This is a genomic window from Flavobacterium cheonanense (assembly GCF_039539185.1).
Lineage (GTDB): Bacteria > Bacteroidota > Bacteroidia > Flavobacteriales > Flavobacteriaceae > Flavobacterium > Flavobacterium cheonanense.
The window spans coordinates 735359-751993 of record NZ_BAABCT010000002.1; the positions used below are offsets into that span (position 1 = coordinate 735359).

Here is a 16635-nt window from a genome sequence, read left to right on the forward strand (position 1 = left end):
ATTGAGCAAGAAACAAAGATAGTAATTCTATTTGAATGGATTTTTGAAAAAATGCAGAAATCAAAAAAAGGTTAAACAAAACTTATAATTTAGATTTTTCATGGATAGATTTCAGGTTTTTGGTTATTTTTGAAAAACTATAAAATTCAATTATGAGAATCATATCCTATAATGTAAATGGCATTCGAGCCGCAATAACAAAAGGTTTTTTAGATTGGTTGCAACAAGCAAATCCCGATGTAATTTGTTTACAAGAAATTAAAGCTCAAGAAGATCAAATTCCGATTCTTCAAATTGCAGAAGCAGGTTATCCTTTCCAATATTATTTTCCAGCTGAGAAAAAAGGATATTCTGGCGTTGCTATTTTGTGTAAAACGGAACCTAAAAATATAGTTTACGGAACCGGAATTCAACACATGGATTTTGAAGGAAGAAACCTTAGAGTTGATTTTGACGACGTTTCCATTATGAGTTTATACTTGCCTTCAGGAACCAATATTGATAGATTGGATTTCAAATTTCAATATATGGATGAGTTTCAAAATTACATAAATCATTTAAAAAAAGAAGTTCCAAATTTGATTATTTGTGGCGATTACAACATTTGTCACGAAGCTATTGATATTCATGATCCAATAAGAAATGCAACGGTTTCAGGATTTTTGCCATCAGAAAGAAAATGGTTGGATGGTTTTATGAAATCGGGATTTGTGGATAGTTTTCGTCACTTCAATAAAGAACCACACAATTATTCGTGGTGGAGTTACAGAGCAGGAGCAAGAGGAAATAATAAAGGATGGAGAATCGATTATAATTTAGTTTCTGAAACTATAAAAGAAAGAATGACAAGAGCAGTAATTTTACCTGAAGCCAAACATTCTGATCATTGTCCGATTATGGTTGAGATTGATTAACAGTTCAATGGCAATTTTAATAACCAATACAATATGAACTACAATGAATTTGTAACAAATTGCTTTAATCAACTAGCAAGAAAGCAAGAAGAGCTTACAGATAAATATGATTTAAACTCCTATCCAAATTGGTTTTATGATCAAGCAAGTGGATTAATAACTTTTTCAGATGATGAAAGAGAACTAAATTTTCGATATCATGAAGTTGGGACATTCTCAAAAGGCACTAATACTTGGAAATGGTCTTGGGACAACGAGAATACCTTAAAAAAAGTTAAGCAAAATTTAGAAGTTGTTAAACAATTTGGAATTGAGTATGGTTTTGACAAACTAACACAAGGACTTTTTGAAAGTAGTATGGAAGAAGTTTGGGATTTCACTTCAATAACTACAAAGTTGTTAAACGGAATTGGAGCATATAGACCTGAAACAGAAAGGCATTTTATTTTTATGGTTTTATATGAACTTGTTGAGAACGAACAAGCAAGTGAAGAAAAAGAAAAATATATTGATTGCGAAAAACATGAAAGAAGAAGACGAGCTTTTGTGTGTCAACATTTAAAAAAAAATAGCAAAAATGGTTTTGAAGAAGCATTTGAAACCTATGAAGATATGGAATTTGAATATGAAGATGATGATTTTCAAGCTTGGTGTTATGAATGTGAAAAAGTAAGAGTTGAGCATGATGGTTGGAATGATGAATCAATGGAGTTTTCAGATATTAAATTAGTATGTGAAAAATGTTATTTTGAAATAAAAGAATCGAATAAATAAGGGTATTTTTTTACAAAAAAATTGTCAATAACAATGTCAATAACAAATAAAACCAATAGACCAAAAACCAATTTGATGCTTTAATTTTGATTCGATTCAAAAAAATAAATTTAAAATGATTAAAAGAATTTCCTTAGGATTATTGATTGTGGCACTTTCAACATCGTGTGTTTCTAAAAAAATATACAACGATTTGGAAAACAAGTTTGCCGAATTGAAAAAAGAAAACAGAAGTTTAGCTGATAGTAATGAAGATTTAACTAAATCCAAAAACCAATTGGAAGCCGATAAATCTAAATTACAATCGGAATATGATAAGTTGAAAGTAGAGCGTGATAAACTTCTTGCTGATTTTACTGCTTCGGATAAAAACTTGAAAACACTTCAAGCATCCTACAATGCTTTAGAAAAAGATAGTAACGAAGCGTTAACGGCTAACATCAATAAAAACAGAGAATTACTTGCAAAATTGGAAGCTAAAGAAAAATCTATGGCTGCTGAGCAAGAACGTTTGAATAAATTGAAAGCCGAATTAGATGCAAGTTCAAAACGTTTAAGCGAATTAGAAGCCTACATTGCAGCTAAAGAGGCAAGCATGAAAAAATTGAAAGAAACACTTTCTAAATCGTTGAAAGCATTTGAAGGAAAAGGATTAACCGTAGAACAACGCAACGGAAAAGTATATGTTTCAATGGAAAATAAATTACTTTTTGGAACAGGAAGTTGGGCAGTTGGAACTGAAGGAAAAACAGCTGTTGTTGCTGTAGGAAAAGTGCTTGCCGATAATCCAGATATTTCAGTTTTGATTGAAGGTCACACCGATGACGACAAGATTCTTGGAAATATTGGTGGCGGAATTGAAAATAATTGGGATTTATCTACCAAAAGAGCAACAGCAATTGTAAATATTCTTTCAGAAAATAAAGGTGTTAAAAAAGATAATTTAACTGCTGCCGGAAGAGGAGAATATGCACCATTAATGAGCAACGACACACCAGAAGGAAAAGCAAAAAATAGAAGAATCGAAATTATTTTAACTCCAAAATTAGACGAAATTTCTAAAATGTTGAATGAACTTTAAAAAGGTTTAAAAGTTTATTAATGTTTAAAAGGTTAAAAGTAAAAGTTCAGAAATTTCTTTGAACTTTTTTCTTTTTAAAACCCTTTCTTACTTTGTATCTTTGCATTTTCAAATAAATAAAATGAACTACACAACACTTCCAAATTCCGATATAAAAATCAGCAAGATCTGTTTAGGCACAATGACTTTTGGTAATCAAAATTCTGAAGCCGAAGCACATTCACAATTGGATTATGCCGTTGAAAGAGGAATAAATTTTCTTGATACTGCAGAGATGTATCCCATTGGTGGAAATGCTCAAATCTTTGGAAGCACAGAACGACATATTGGAAGTTGGTTGCATAAAATTGGAGCTTCTGAAAGAGAAAAATTGGTTGTAGCAACTAAAATTGCAGGTCCAAATCGTGGCATGGAATACATTCGTCAACCTTTAGATTTTTCCAAAAAAAGCATTCACGAAGCGGTAGAATTGAGTTTGAAAAATCTTCAAACGGATTACATTGATTTGTATCAAATGCATTGGCCAGAACGAGTAATGAATATGTTTGGAAAACGTGGTGTTACCGAATTGGATACCAAATGGCAGGACAATTTCTTCGAAGTTTTATCTGTTTATGATGGATTAATCAAAGAAGGAAAGATAAAACATATTGGAGTTTCTAACGAAAACCCATATGGTGTAATGAAGTTTTTAAACGAAAGCGAAAAGCATAATTTACCAAGAATTGCAACCATTCAAAATCCGTATTCTTTGTTGAATCGTCTTTTTGAAGTTGGACTTTCTGAAATTTGTATGCGAGAAAATGTTGGATTATTAGCGTATTCTCCTCTTGCTTTCGGATTTTTATCAGGTAAATATTTGAACGGATATCCTGAAAATTCTCGTTTGAAATTGTTTCCAAATTTCACTAGATACAATAACGAAAATTGCTTTAAAGCAACAAAATTATACAAAGATTTAGCCGAAGCAAATGGATTAACAATTACTCAAATGGCATTGTCTTTTGTAAACCAACAGCGTTTAGTGATGTCAACGATTATCGGAGCAACATCATTGGAACAATTAAAAGAAAACATTGATGCGTTCGAAGTAGTTCTATCTAAAGAAATTTTATCTGAAATTGAAAGAATTCAAGAGATTCATCCTAATCCAGCACCCTAGTTCAGTGTTCAGTGATCAGTGATCAGTTGTCAGTGTTCAGTTTGATTACAACTTAATATGAATTGCTTCTAGGATTTCATTGCCAATTACACTTGCTTTGTGACCGTGAATTTTGTTGTCGAAAAGTACATTTTCAGGTAAATTATCTTTTGCTATAAATGAATTTCCTGCAGAAAATGTTTTGAATTCGCCATTTTGTAATTCAATTTTCAAAGTTCCTTTCAAGATAATTATTAAAGTTGGGTCACCACTTAAATGAAATTCGGTTTCGTAACCCAAATCACTTTTCCGAATTCTGAAATTCTTGGAGGCAATTTGATCCGTTAAGAACATTCCTCCACGTTGATGCACTTCAAAATCAGTTTCAGTAAAAACAGAAATTCCGGTTTCGTTTGTTGTAATTGTTGTTACGATAAATGGTTCGAGCATATTATTCGATAATCAATTTTGTGGTATAACTCGTTCCATTTTTAGTTTCCAAAGTAACCAAATACATTCCTTTAGAAAGTAAAGTTGTGGCAATAGTATTTTCAGGATTATTTTCTAATTTTTTTGTCAAAAGTAATTTCCCAGTAAGGTCGAATAAATCGATTTTTGTTGCTAAATTTTCATCAGAACTTTTAATTGTAAACGACTCTTTTGACGGATTTGGAAACAGTGAAAAACCACTTTTTTCAAAATCTGAATTAGCTAAAGAAGTGTCTACGATTTTAAAAATCGTTCCAGATGATAAACCTGCTGCATATAATTCTCCAAGATGGTCTTCACCAAAACTTGCAAAATCATTACCAGAGAACACCGCCGAAGTTACTAAAACCCCATTATTGTCTATTACTCTTATTCTATTATCACAATAATCGCCAAAAACATATTTGTTTTGTAAATTTGGATAGCTAGATCCTGTATAAACATAGCCTCCAGTTATAGAGCAAGTACCATTACTATAAAAAGGATATTGATAAAATGGAAAAGTCATGGTGCTTGCTGCTGCACAACCTGTAGTATTGTAGGTTTCATTTCCTTCATAACATTTCCAACCAAAATTAATTCCGGTATTAGGTAACGGACTCTGTATTCTATTAAGTTCTTCGAAAGCATTTTGTCCTACATCTGCAATCCATAAATCTCCATTTAATCTGTTGAATGAAAATTTCCACGGATTTCTTAAACCTATTGCCCAAATTTCTTGTTTTCCAGCTTCGTTTACATACGGATTTGTAGAAGGAAATCCATAATTTAATCCAGGTGCTGTTGTATTAACATCAATGCGAAGCATTTTTCCTAAATAAATTCTAGACGGATTTGACACAACGTTTGAATTCGTTAAACTTAAATTTTGAGAATAACCTTGAGGATCGCCACCACTTCCACCATCTCCCATACCGATATATAGAAATCCATCAGAACCAAATTTTATACTTCCACCATTGTGATTTGTATAAGGTTGATTTATGGTCATTAAAATAGTTCCAGTTGTGTTGGCAATATTTGGATTACCAGAATTTACAGAATATCTTGCAATCACCGTATTTCCAGCAGTATTGGTGTAATTAACAAAGAAAAAACCATTTGTAGCATAGTTTGGATGAAAGGCTAGACCAAGTAATCCACGTTCGCCTCCAGAACTAATTAAGGATGATAAATTTAAAAATGGGGTTGCATTTATAGTCCCATTTGAATTCAAAATGCGAATTAATCCACCTTTTTGTACTACAAATAATCTTGAATCTCCTGCATGTGCAATTTCTACAGGACTACTGAAACCGGTTGCGAATGATTGTAAAGCAATGGTTTGAGTATATCCAAAAAAGGATAATAATGTTATTCCTAAAAGTAAAATCTTTTTCATAGCGATTAGTTTAGTTTTGGTAAATTTAAAAAATAATTTCTAAAGTATTTCATTCATAGTGATTTACAAAAACAAAAAAGCGCAAAGAGTTTTAAATTCTTTACGCTTTTCCTCTGCTTGAGTTAGTTATGCTATAAATTGTCGATTACTTTATCCTTTGGATATTTCACTTTATAACTGATTCTGATTTTCTTGGTTTCATTTGGAGCGAGTTTCAGTTCCCATGTTAGAATTCCGGTTTCGCTATTTACTTTTGCTTTTCCGTCTTCCAATAATTCTATTGTAACTTCTTTATCGGTACTCAATGGATATTGATCTTTCAATAACATGAAAATCTCTTCTTTTTTGTTGTTTCTCACTGTCAAATCATAGGTAAACGTTTGCTCTTTGTAAGAAGATAAAAATTTAGTTCCGCTTTTATCCACTACTTTTTCGCGTTTGATATTGATTTTTTTATCTCTTCCCATACTTAAATTTAAAGTATCGGCTGTTTGATTTGGATTGATTGTTGTTTTTCCAACATACAAACCTTCAAAGATGATATTGGCTTCACCAGGCAATAAATTATATTTAGAATAATCATTGATTTCTGCTAATAAAAATGCTTCTTTATCCACTCTTGGCGCTGCATAATATTTGTAAGTTGCAGGTAATTTAATTTCTTTTAACGCTACAGAGTGTGCTTTTCCGTTTGATAAAATATCATAAGGAATATCAATATCGAAAGAAACGTTGAGTTGGTTTTCGTTGATGGAAGTGTAATCGTCCATTTGTTTTGTTGTAATAACAATTACACCATTTACACCTTCTGAACCATACAAAGCCGCACCTTCTGCTCCTTTGATAACATTTACAGATTTTATAGTGTTTGGAGGCAATTGTTTATAGGTTTCATTATCTGAAACTGCACCATCAATTACTACTAATGGTTGATTGTTTCCAGTTATAGATCTATTTCCTCTTAAAACAACTCTTGAATCGGCCTCTTTTTTGTCATTAATTGCTAATCCAGCAACCCTTCCTTCTAAAGATTGAATAGTGTTTGAAGTACTATCTCCATCTCTAAATTTATAAGTATTTCCTCTATAATAATTAAAGTCATTTCCCTCTTCTTTAAATCTCAAAAACCAAGAATTTAAAATTGGCTGTTGATTATTTTGATTCGGATTTCCACTTGATAAAGTTAGTTTTACTTTTTTCCAATCAATTCCTGTAGTTTGCGAAACTTGTGCTTTATACATCATGTTTATTGGATCTTTCACGTTGTCCACTCGTAAATCATAAAACGGATTCCAAGTTGCAGAATTCGTTATGTAGTTGATGTCAAGATTTACGTTTCCTGCAATTTCGTTCATTACTTGAAGTACCAATTTTCCTTGAGATGATTTTTCTTCTTTTTTAGTATTTATTTCGAGTTTATCGTTTAGTGCTTTGAGTTTTACGTTCCACTTTGCTTCTTTTTCTTGAAGTGAAACTACAGCATTGTCTAATTCGGTTCTTTTGGCTTTATAATAGTCAACCAATTTTATTAATTCGGTTACACTTAATCCCGAATTAGCTCCAGCAACCGTTTGATTATTGTCTAATAATCCAATAGTTTGTTGGTGCGAATAGGTTTCAATTTGAATTTTCTTAATCTCTTTTTGAACCAAAGTAATACTATCGCGCACTTTTTTTATCGCAGGATTGCTTTCGTCAATTTCATATTCTGAAATATAATTTTGAGTGAATTGTACTGATAAAACGGTCACCGAACTTGGTGCTCCAATTTGAATGGTGTTTTCATTCAAATAATCAGCGACATTTTTAATTACGATTTCGCTTGTTCACACTGGAAGATTTACGGTTGTCGTTTGTTGTAATTCGGCAGCGTTGAAATATACGGTTGCTGATTTTACTTTTGCCGAAGTAAAAATAGGTTTCTGTGCAAAAGAAATTGCCGAAATTAGTATGGTGAGTAAGAGTATTTTTTTCATTTTATGAGTTTTTCATTTTTTTATTGTCAATATAATTCACACCCAAACCACCCAAAATTTGGTGATTTTGCATTTCGCTTTCTGAATCAATTGACAGGTTTAAAATTAGACTATTATTTCTGATTTTTGATAAATCAATTTTCATACTTTTAGAATAACTTGAATCATTGGAGTTTATTGTAACAAACAGTTCAGTAGTCTTTTTATCCAAAAGTAATGGAATAGAATAAGCGCCTGTTTTTGGATTTACTTTTATAGAAATATTAGAACCTGAAACAAAAATGGTAAGTTCAGGATATTTTTTATTTGACAAAGGTTTTTTAGTTGATTTTTCTAAAATTTTTCCACTCAAAATAAATGAAACCATTTTTCCTTCTTGATAAGCAATTTTTCCATGTTTAAAACCCGTAGGTTCGGAACAACCAACTTCAGTTTTTACTGGTTGTTTTTCTTGACCAACAACATTGGAAGTCAATAAAACTGAGGCAGCAACTGCAACAGCATATTTAAAATTGTTGCTTTTAGAAATTTCGTTTATTTCAAATTCTTCTTCAAGTTGCGAAGTTTTCAATCTGGCACAAATGCTTTTGTTTTTATTTTCAGCTATAAATCTTGCTACTTCCGAATTGGTTTTTTTACTTAAATCGATAACATTTTTAGCACAAGAACTACAAAATGAACCCTTCGAATTTGGAATCATTTTATCGAAGTTTTCGCTGCAAGGTGTTTTTATTTCTAAAGAAAATTTCTTTTTCATATATGTAAAATTTCTTTTTTAGCGGTCATATATGGTATCGCCTTTTTATTTATTGGTGTTTGCTTGCGCAAACTTGTTGTTAATGGCGATTTCATAAAATTTAGTAATTAGTTATAAATATAAAGAGTACTATTTTCATGAAAAGGTTGGGAAGCAATGTAAATTATTTTGATTGTGTTACTTTAATTCCAACTCCAATAACATTCGGAAGGTATGGTCCATTAAAATCATGACCTACTTTTATTTGATATTTTCCTTTTAGAAGTTTAGTTTTTTCAATAACGTTCATCGACATATCACAAATATCGCCACCACAATCGGCTAATGGTTTGCCTTTACTGTCTTTTATGTTGAAATCAATGTTGTGAAATTCTTCTTCACCTGATGGATTTTTAACATCAATTTTTATAGGAACACTTGCAAATTGATAATCATAAATATGACTAAACTCAAAGGTAACATCATATAACTTTGTGTCATCGTCAATGGTAAATTCAAAAATTTTGGAATCTGTTTTTAGCCATCTGTGATCTTCAGGAAGCTTGATGAATTTATTATAATCTGTTTTTTCTGAACAAGAAATTAGTAAGAAAATAGCGAAGATTGGGAAAATAAATTTTGGTTTCATGGTTTGGTTTTTTAGATAACGTAATTGATAACCAAATTATTATCCAAACAAATGTTCTACAACTTCTTCAATTTTAGATACTAAAATCACTTTTATTCCTGGAAATTTTGTAGAAAGTTTATTATATTTAGAAACAAAAATAGTTGCAAAACCAAGTTTTTCTGCTTCTTGAATGCGTTGTTCGACTCTGTTTACAGGACGAATTTCACCCGAAAGACCAACCTCGCCAGCAAAGCAAACGTCTTTACCAACGGCGATATCTTCATTTGACGAAAGTATCGAAGCCACAACAGCCAAATCAATTGCCGGATCATCAACCGATATTCCTCCAGTAACGTTCAAAAAAACATCTTTTGTTCCTAGTCTGAAACCAGCGCGTTTTTCTAAAACAGCCAAAAGCATGTTCAATCTTTTTGCATTATAACCTGTTGTACTTCGTTGAGGTGTTCCATAAACTGCTGTTGAAACCAATGCTTGAATTTCAATCATCAACGGACGCATTCCTTCTAAAGTGGAGGCAATGGCTGTTCCAGAAAGTTCTTCTTCACGATGCGAAAGCAATATTTCAGATGGATTGGAAACTTCTCTCAATCCGGAACCTTGCATTTCATATATTCCGAGTTCGGCTGTTGAACCAAATCGGTTTTTTAAACTGCGTAAAATTCGGTACACGTGATTTCTGTCGCCTTCAAATTGCAAAACCGTATCGACCATGTGTTCCAATATTTTTGGTCCAGCGATAGTTCCATCTTTGGTAATATGTCCAATTAAAATTACTGGAACATTGGTTTCTTTAGCAAATTTTATCAATTCTGCTGTACATTCTCTAATTTGTGAAATACTTCCTGCAGTCGATTCAATATAATCGGTATGAAGTGTTTGTATTGAATCAATGATTACAATTTCGGGTTCAATTTCTTGAATTTGACGAAAGATATTTTGGGTTTTAGTTTCTGTCAAGATATAGCAATTGTCTCCATTTGGAGTAATCCTTTCGGCACGCATTTTTATCTGCTTCTGACTTTCTTCTCCAGAAACATATAAAGTTTTGTATGGTAATTTTAAAGATATTTGAAGTAATAAAGTACTTTTTCCAATTCCAGGTTCGCCACCAAGAAGAATTAATGAACCAGGTACAATTCCGCCACCAAGAACACGATTTAATTCGCCATCAAGAGTGTTCATTCGAACTTCTTCAGACGAATCAATTTCGGTTACTTTTAATGGTTTTGGCGCTTTTTTAACTTCAGATGTTGGCTTCCAATTTGATTTTTCTTCTTTTTGAATTACTTCTTCAACAATAGTATTCCATTCTTTACACGCGTTACATTGTCCTTGCCATTTGGCATATTGAGTACCACAATTTTGACAAAAGAAAGAAGTTTTAAGCTTAGCCATTAGTTAATTTCTGAATCTGAATATTTGTTATTTCTTTTTAATTTGCACTCTTAATTCGTCAGCTTTACCAAGCATCATGTCTTTGGTTAAATCACCAATTTCTTGCATTTGAAAACCATTTTGGTAATATCTTACTGCATTTTTAATATCACCAGTATTTTCGTAAAACATTGCCATATGATAATCTCCAAGCATTGATTTTGGGTACATTTTTTTAGAAAGTTGTGCTAATAGTTCAAATTCATTGTAGGCTTTGTTTTTAAGAATTGCTGCTTCAATAGCTTTGAAATCATTAAGACGAATATTCATTTTAATTCCTAATGCTTTTTCTAAAATTTCATACTTATTTTTTAGATAATCCACATAACCTGATTCCAATTTGACAATTTTTTCTTGAAATTCAGAAGTTGAAATTGGTTGGTAAGCAGCAAAAAACTGATACAAAGCACTTGGAATAGAATACAAAACTAGTGAATAGTGTGAAGCTCCTTTAAAATCGTCGTATTTGTAGTTTAGATTAGGATTGTTTGCTGCTTTAATATTTTCATCTAGTGTTGCTATTTTTGATCTCATTTTTTTGATATCTCCATCGGCGGAGGATTGATAATAGAACATATTTTGTTTGAATGTTCCTAATCGTTCGGCAACTCTTACCTCCATTTCAGTAGCAAGTTCTGGACTTAATGATATATAGGCATTGAATAAAGGATTGTCTTTATATAAAAATAAATTCATGTATCCAGCGGTGACATCATGTCCTGCAATCATTTTGAAAGGAGAAATTCTATATTTATTTTGTAGAAACGGTAAAAGTTCGCCTCCAATAAATTCGAAAAAACTTTCACCTTTTCCTTCAGGTAAACCTGTGCTGTCATCAAATGTACAATCTGAATCACGCTCGTTTTCTCTGTTTTGAGCTAAGCCTACAATGATTACTTCTGGCAAATCATCCCAGTAATTACCATAGCTTATGGCACCTTGAAAAGGATCAAATAAATAATCACCATCTAATAAAAAAAGTAAAGGATAGACTTTCTTAGTTTCTCTATCGTATGAAGGAGGAAGCGATATTGTTAAATGTCTGTAAGTATCTAATTTTTTTGAAAGGATACTATCTTTTAATTTTTGACCAAAACCGCTAAAGCTAAGTGTCATTAATAAGAATAAAATAATTTTTTTCATATTTTGGTTGTTTTGATTGACTTAAAGAAAGTTTTTAAAAACAAGCAATATAATAAATTATTTTCTATTTAAGATAGGTAGTAATAAAAATGATAACAATCCCAAAAGTAAAACTAATAGCATTTGAGAGGTCCAAATAATCCAACCAAAGGCTGTTCCTGCTGGTTCTGCAATAGCATAAAACAATAGCACTTTAGATGTTAGAAACGGATAAGCGCCAAATCCACTATTAGTAAACGCAATCGCTATACTTCCTACAACAAAACATGTTATAATGGCTTCAAATGTTAGGGTTGAAGTTTCAGGAATTACTTTAGTAGCTATATAATAGGTGATTAAATAGGATATCCAAATTAAGATGGTTTGAAAGAAGTACTTCCATTTTTCTTTCATGTGAATGATACTTAACAATCCTTCTTTCAATCCTGAAATTTTTTCTTTAAAAACAGCAACTATTTTCAATTTTGAGTACTTGTAAATTAAAACAAATACAATTAAAAACAAGATTCCAAAAATGGAGAGAAGTGTCATTAGTTGTAACGGAATTTTGTCTAAAATAAAGGCTTTTACTATTTTAAACTGAAGGACAACAGATAGTAACATAAAGAATAATAGAAAAATCATATCTATCAATCTTTCGGCGACAATGGTTCCAAATCCTTTGTCGAAAGGGATGTTGTTGTATTTTTTTACAATTAGAGCTCTTGAAATTTCTCCTGATTTTGGGACGGTCAAGTTTAGTAAGTAACCAATATTCACTGCCATGAAATTGTTTTGGAAAGAAGAGTCATAACCCAAATGGTCTAACATATATTTCCATCGGTAAGCTCGAATGGCATTGCCTATAAATCCAACAAAAACAGCTAGGCAAACATAAAAATAATCGGCATTTTTGAAGTAACCAATTATTTCATTGATTTGAGCATCAGTAAATTTTGAGTATTGATATACGATTATTCCAATTCCTAAAAGTATAGGAATTACTATCGACAACCATTTACTTACTTGATTTTTCAAAAGACTATTTCAAAGTGTTATCGTTTTCGTTTGGGAAAACAAGCCAAGGTTTGAATGTTTTTGCTTCTTCGAAATCTAAAGTAGCATACGAAATAATGATAATAATATCGCCAGCATGTACTTTTCTTGCGGCAGGACCATTTAAAGTGATTTCGCCAGAATTTCTTGCACCTTTGATAGCGTAAGTTTCAAAACGCTCTCCGTTATTGATATTAACAATAGAAACTTTTTCGCCTTCAATTAAGTTTGAGGCATCCATTAAAGCTTCATCGATAGTAATGCTACCGATATAGTTTAAATCTGCGCCAGTTACTTTGACGCGATGAATTTTTGATTTTACAACTTGAATTTGCATGGGCAAAGTTAAATTAATTTAGTGAAATAGTATCTATCAATCTTATTTTGTTAACAAAAACTGCAATAAAAGCTCTATATTTTTTCTTTTTGTTTTTTCTTTTACAAGTTAACAAGCTAGCTTCATCTGCAATTTCGAAATATTCCAATTCAAATATTGGATGATTTAAAAAGGTTTTTGTTACATACTCAGCAACCTCTTTAGCAGATTTCGTGCCAAAAAGATGTTTTACTTCATTTAATGTTTTAAAAATAATTGAGGCTTCCTTTTTTTCGTTTTCAGAAAGGCGTTCATTTCGAGAACTCATCGCTAATCCGTTTTGCTCTCTAAAAATTGGACATCCAATTATGGTTACAGAAAGTTTTTCTTTTTCAACTAGTTTTTTCACAATTTGTAGTTGTTGAAAATCTTTTTCACCAAAATAGGCATTGCTTGGATTTACAATTTCAAATAATCTTTTTACAACAGTTCCAACTCCGTCAAAATGTCCTGGACGAAATTTACCTTCCATTTGATTTTCTAAACCATCAAAATTGTAATGTTGTGATTTTGTATTTCCATCATAAATATCTTCAACAGTTGGAGCATAGATGAGAATTTTTTCAGAAATTGTTTTAATTTTTTCTACATCACTTTCTAATGTTCTAGGATATTTTTTTAAATCTTCGGGATTATTAAATTGAGTTGGGTTTACAAAAATACTTATTACTGTTGTTGCATTATTTTCAATAGATTTTTTAAGCAGAGAGAGATGTCCTGCGTGTAATGCTCCCATAGTTGGGACAAATCCTACTGTGGATTTATCGAGGTTATTCTCTTTCAGATGATTGATTAAATCTGCCTTTTTACTGAAAATGTGCATGTGTTTTTTTATTAAATAGGGTACAAACTTACTACTTTAGTAATTATCTGCATAAATTTTTGTAATTTTGCATGTTTTTTATTGCCAATAAATACATACATAACATAATGGAAGATAAGAGGATATTATATGTATCATCTGAAGTGGTGCCTTATTTAGCAGAGAATGAAGTTTCTCTAATGTCATATGACGTGCCAAAAATGATTAATGATCAAGGCGGACAAATCAGAATTTTCATGCCTAGATATGGAAATATAAATGAAAGAAGACACCAATTGCACGAAGTAATTCGTCTATCTGGAATGAATTTAGTTGTAAATGATGTCGACATGCCTTTGATTATCAAAGTAGCATCAATACCTAAAGAACGAATTCAAGTTTATTTTATAGATAATGACGAATATTTCAAAAGAAAGGCAACTTTTTCTGATGAGGATGGTGTTTTATATCCAGATAATGATGAGAGAGCAATTTTCTTTGCAAAAGGTGTTGTAGAAACCGTTAAGAAATTAAATTGGGTTCCAGATATTATTCATGTTCATGGATGGATGGCTTCAATGCTTCCTGTTTATATGAAACATTTTTACAAAGACGAAGCATTATTTTCTGAAACTAAGATTGTAAGTTCAGTTTATAGCCAATCCTTTGATGGAAATTTAGATTTAGAAATGATTAATAAGATTAAATTTGATGGTGTTCCAGAAGAAGCGGTTGCTGATTTGGAAACGCCAAATTATGAAAATCTTATAAAAGCTTCTGTGATGCACTCAGATGCAGTAATCATCGCTTCTGAAAATCTTTCGCCAAGTTTAACAAAATTTATAGAATCTTCAGGCAAACCTTTTTTACCTTTCGCTCCCAAAGAAGGATTCGCAGAAGCTTACACTTCTTTTTATAAAAAGATGCTATAATATAATTTACAAAACATGAAATTTAATTTCTTATTCAAAACATTTATTATCGGATTATCAATTCTTTTTTTCGCGTCTTGCGATAAGGATTTTAATGAATTGGGTTCCGAAATTGTAGGTAATGACAACTACAGTTTAAACAAAGAAGCAATAGATGTTGTTGCCTACAATCAAAATATAGGAGTATACAGAACAAGCGATTTACCTATAAATTCTTTGGGCACTTATACCAATCCAATTTTTGGAAAAACAACAGCAAATTTTGTCTCACAGGTGCAGTTAGTTACTAATAGTCCAAAATTTTACAGACCTTCTACCAGTATAATTATTGATTCAGTTTACTTATATGTGCCTTATTTTAGTTCTGTAAAAAGTACTGATGCGACTACTGGTGATAGTACTTATGAATTAAGTAAAGATTCTATATTTGGTGATAAAGAAATAGACCTAAAAGTTTATGAGTCTAATTATTATTTAAGGGATAACGATCCTGCAACAGGTTTTCAAGAACCGCAACATTATTATTCTAATCAACAAAGTGATTTTGATTCTAATATTGGAACTTTGTTAAATATTGATAATAGAAACATACAAGATAGCACAGCTACAGCAGATAATTCCCAGAACAGCAAGTTTAAGTTTAGTGATAAACAAATTAAAATTTATAAAAATATAGGAAAACCAACTGTTGCTGTTAAAGAACGTTTAGCTCCAGGAATGTTGTTAAGTTTAGATAAAGGATTTTTTAGACAAAAAATATTCAATGCTCCAACAGGAGTTTTGTTCAACAATAATGCCTTTGAAAACTATTTCAGAGGATTATATTTTAAAGTAAATAATGCAACCACCTCTCCAAATCAAGGGACTTTAGCAAAATTAAACTTTGCTAATGGATACATAAGAATTATTTACAGAGACAATAAATCTGATACAGAAACCACACTAGTTAGAAGATCATTAGATATAAAACTGGGCGGACGTTCAGTAAATTTAATTACTAGCGATTGGACAAACCCAGTAACTTCACCAAATACAACTGTTGGAGATAATAAATTATATCTAAATGGTATGGGTGGCTCCATGGCAGTCATTGATTTGTTTGCAGGAACAGCTGGAGCTGCAAAATTACAAGATATTAAAGATAATAATTGGTTAGTCAATGAAGCTAATTTAACTTTTACTATTGATAACGCTGCTATGGGAACGGCAGCACCAGAGCCAAATAGAATTTATCTATATGATTTGAATAATAAAAGACCTCTCATTGATTACTTTGCAGATTTAACTACAGCTAATTCATCAAAATACAATAAGTTTATTTATGGTGGAATTATTCAAAAAGACGCAAGTAAAAGAGGAACTACTTACAAGATTAAGATTACTAATCATATTAGAAATTTAATTTTGAAAGATTCAACTAATGTAAAACTAGGATTAGTGGTTACAGAATCAATAAATAATCCTTCGAATGTAAATTTATTTACACCATTTACAAATGATGGTGTTACAACAAAATTTGTACCTGCAATGTCTGTTGTAAATCCATTAGGAACTATTTTATTCGGATCAAATCCAAGTGTACCATTACAACAAAGATTAAAATTAGAAGTTTATTATACCAAACCTGACTAACTAAATAACTATAATAATATGTGTGGAATTGTAGGTTATATTGGATATCGTGAAGCATATCCTATTGTTATAAAAGGATTAAAGCGATTAGAATACCGTGGCTATGATAGTGCTGGTGTTATGCTTTATGACGGAAC

At 31.3% G+C, this 16635-nt stretch carries 17 protein-coding genes; 6 read left to right on the forward strand and 11 right to left on the reverse strand.

Annotated elements, in window-relative coordinates; all coding sequences use genetic code 11:
* Positions 1 to 152 precede the first annotated feature (152 nt).
* From ABD766_RS06840 to ABD766_RS06855, 4 genes are all read left to right on the forward strand, one after another.
* Positions 153 to 914: an exodeoxyribonuclease III gene (locus tag ABD766_RS06840; RefSeq protein ID WP_344815957.1), complete on the forward strand. Its 762-nt coding sequence runs from the start codon at positions 153 to 155 to the stop codon at positions 912 to 914.
* A 33-nt stretch (positions 915 to 947) separates the two neighbouring features.
* Positions 948 to 1688, forward strand: coding sequence for a DUF6882 domain-containing protein (locus ABD766_RS06845; RefSeq protein ID WP_344815958.1), 741 nt, complete (start codon positions 948 to 950; stop codon positions 1686 to 1688).
* A 115-nt stretch (positions 1689 to 1803) separates the two neighbouring features.
* Entirely contained in the window at positions 1804 to 2769 is a 966-nt protein-coding gene (locus ABD766_RS06850) for an OmpA family protein (RefSeq protein WP_344815959.1), read from the forward strand.
* Between the two features lie 121 nt (positions 2770 to 2890).
* Complete coding sequence (locus ABD766_RS06855; protein ID WP_344815960.1) at positions 2891 to 3931, forward strand: aldo/keto reductase; 1041 nt, start codon at positions 2891 to 2893, stop codon at positions 3929 to 3931.
* A 45-nt stretch (positions 3932 to 3976) separates the two neighbouring features.
* Here the strand turns inward: ABD766_RS06855 and ABD766_RS06860 are convergent, their stop codons facing one another.
* The 11 genes from ABD766_RS06860 to panC form a co-directional block, all read right to left on the reverse strand.
* On the reverse strand, positions 3977 to 4360 hold the full coding sequence (locus ABD766_RS06860) for a cupin domain-containing protein (protein ID WP_344815961.1): 384 nt from the start codon (positions 4358 to 4360) through the stop codon (positions 3977 to 3979).
* A gap of 1 nt (position 4361) precedes the next feature.
* Positions 4362 to 5780 (reverse strand): PQQ-dependent sugar dehydrogenase, encoded by a 1419-nt coding sequence (locus tag ABD766_RS06865; RefSeq protein ID WP_344815962.1) that lies wholly within the window; start codon positions 5778 to 5780, stop codon positions 4362 to 4364.
* Positions 5781 to 5911: 131 nt separating this feature from the next.
* Complete coding sequence (locus ABD766_RS06870) at positions 5912 to 7597, reverse strand: mucoidy inhibitor MuiA family protein (RefSeq protein ID WP_344815990.1); 1686 nt, start codon at positions 7595 to 7597, stop codon at positions 5912 to 5914.
* Between the two features lie 9 nt (positions 7598 to 7606).
* Positions 7607 to 7756 (reverse strand): hypothetical protein, encoded by a 150-nt coding sequence (locus ABD766_RS06875; RefSeq protein WP_344815963.1) that lies wholly within the window; start codon positions 7754 to 7756, stop codon positions 7607 to 7609.
* 1 nt (position 7757) lies between these two features.
* Positions 7758 to 8513, reverse strand: coding sequence for a hypothetical protein (locus ABD766_RS06880; RefSeq protein WP_344815964.1), 756 nt, complete (start codon positions 8511 to 8513; stop codon positions 7758 to 7760).
* A 163-nt stretch (positions 8514 to 8676) separates the two neighbouring features.
* A complete protein-coding gene (locus ABD766_RS06885; RefSeq protein WP_344815965.1) occupies positions 8677 to 9141 on the reverse strand; it encodes a gliding motility lipoprotein GldH family protein in 465 nt (154 codons plus the stop codon).
* A gap of 39 nt (positions 9142 to 9180) precedes the next feature.
* Entirely contained in the window at positions 9181 to 10539 is a 1359-nt protein-coding gene (gene radA / locus ABD766_RS06890; RefSeq protein ID WP_344815966.1) for a DNA repair protein RadA, read from the reverse strand.
* Between the two features lie 27 nt (positions 10540 to 10566).
* Positions 10567 to 11721 (reverse strand): alpha/beta hydrolase, encoded by a 1155-nt coding sequence (locus tag ABD766_RS06895; protein WP_344815967.1) that lies wholly within the window; start codon positions 11719 to 11721, stop codon positions 10567 to 10569.
* A gap of 57 nt (positions 11722 to 11778) precedes the next feature.
* Positions 11779 to 12738, reverse strand: a complete 960-nt coding sequence (locus ABD766_RS06900) for a lysylphosphatidylglycerol synthase transmembrane domain-containing protein (RefSeq protein ID WP_344815968.1) — start codon at positions 12736 to 12738, stop codon at positions 11779 to 11781.
* A 4-nt stretch (positions 12739 to 12742) separates the two neighbouring features.
* Positions 12743 to 13093: an aspartate 1-decarboxylase gene (gene panD, locus ABD766_RS06905; protein ID WP_344815969.1), complete on the reverse strand. Its 351-nt coding sequence runs from the start codon at positions 13091 to 13093 to the stop codon at positions 12743 to 12745.
* A 13-nt stretch (positions 13094 to 13106) separates the two neighbouring features.
* Complete coding sequence (gene panC, locus ABD766_RS06910) at positions 13107 to 13955, reverse strand: pantoate--beta-alanine ligase (protein WP_344815970.1); 849 nt, start codon at positions 13953 to 13955, stop codon at positions 13107 to 13109.
* Positions 13956 to 14062: 107 nt separating this feature from the next.
* Between panC and ABD766_RS06915 the strand changes: the two genes are divergently transcribed.
* Both ABD766_RS06915 and bamH read left to right on the forward strand, forming a co-directional pair.
* Positions 14063 to 14866 carry a glycogen/starch synthase gene (locus ABD766_RS06915; protein WP_344815971.1) on the forward strand — a complete coding sequence of 268 codons (804 nt, stop codon included), beginning with the start codon at positions 14063 to 14065 and terminating at the stop codon, positions 14864 to 14866.
* A 15-nt stretch (positions 14867 to 14881) separates the two neighbouring features.
* Positions 14882 to 16498 (forward strand): BamH family beta-barrel-assembly machinery protein, encoded by a 1617-nt coding sequence (gene bamH, locus ABD766_RS06920; RefSeq protein WP_344815972.1) that lies wholly within the window; start codon positions 14882 to 14884, stop codon positions 16496 to 16498.
* Positions 16499 to 16635: the final 137 nt, after the last annotated feature.

Excerpts from the sequence above, each read along its gene's own strand:
- ABD766_RS06885 (WP_344815965.1), bottom strand. The coding sequence starts at position 9,141 with ATGAAACCAAAATTTATTTTCCCAATCTTCGCTATTTTCTTACTAATT.
- ABD766_RS06915 (WP_344815971.1), top strand. The coding sequence starts at position 14,063 with ATGGAAGATAAGAGGATATTATATGTATCATCTGAAGTGGTGCCTTAT.
- ABD766_RS06845 (WP_344815958.1), top strand. The coding sequence starts at position 948 with ATGAACTACAATGAATTTGTAACAAATTGCTTTAATCAACTAGCAAGA.
- ABD766_RS06865 (WP_344815962.1), bottom strand. The coding sequence starts at position 5,780 with ATGAAAAAGATTTTACTTTTAGGAATAACATTATTATCCTTTTTTGGA.
- ABD766_RS06840 (WP_344815957.1), top strand. The coding sequence starts at position 153 with ATGAGAATCATATCCTATAATGTAAATGGCATTCGAGCCGCAATAACA.
- bamH (WP_344815972.1), top strand. The coding sequence starts at position 14,882 with ATGAAATTTAATTTCTTATTCAAAACATTTATTATCGGATTATCAATT.
- ABD766_RS06875 (WP_344815963.1), bottom strand. The coding sequence starts at position 7,756 with ATGAAAAAAATACTCTTACTCACCATACTAATTTCGGCAATTTCTTTT.
- panC (WP_344815970.1), bottom strand. The coding sequence starts at position 13,955 with ATGCACATTTTCAGTAAAAAGGCAGATTTAATCAATCATCTGAAAGAG.
- panD (WP_344815969.1), bottom strand. The coding sequence starts at position 13,093 with ATGCAAATTCAAGTTGTAAAATCAAAAATTCATCGCGTCAAAGTAACT.
- ABD766_RS06880 (WP_344815964.1), bottom strand. The coding sequence starts at position 8,513 with ATGAAAAAGAAATTTTCTTTAGAAATAAAAACACCTTGCAGCGAAAAC.
- ABD766_RS06850 (WP_344815959.1), top strand. The coding sequence starts at position 1,804 with ATGATTAAAAGAATTTCCTTAGGATTATTGATTGTGGCACTTTCAACA.
- ABD766_RS06855 (WP_344815960.1), top strand. The coding sequence starts at position 2,891 with ATGAACTACACAACACTTCCAAATTCCGATATAAAAATCAGCAAGATC.
- radA (WP_344815966.1), bottom strand. The coding sequence starts at position 10,539 with ATGGCTAAGCTTAAAACTTCTTTCTTTTGTCAAAATTGTGGTACTCAA.
- ABD766_RS06860 (WP_344815961.1), bottom strand. The coding sequence starts at position 4,360 with ATGCTCGAACCATTTATCGTAACAACAATTACAACAAACGAAACCGGA.
- ABD766_RS06895 (WP_344815967.1), bottom strand. The coding sequence starts at position 11,721 with ATGAAAAAAATTATTTTATTCTTATTAATGACACTTAGCTTTAGCGGT.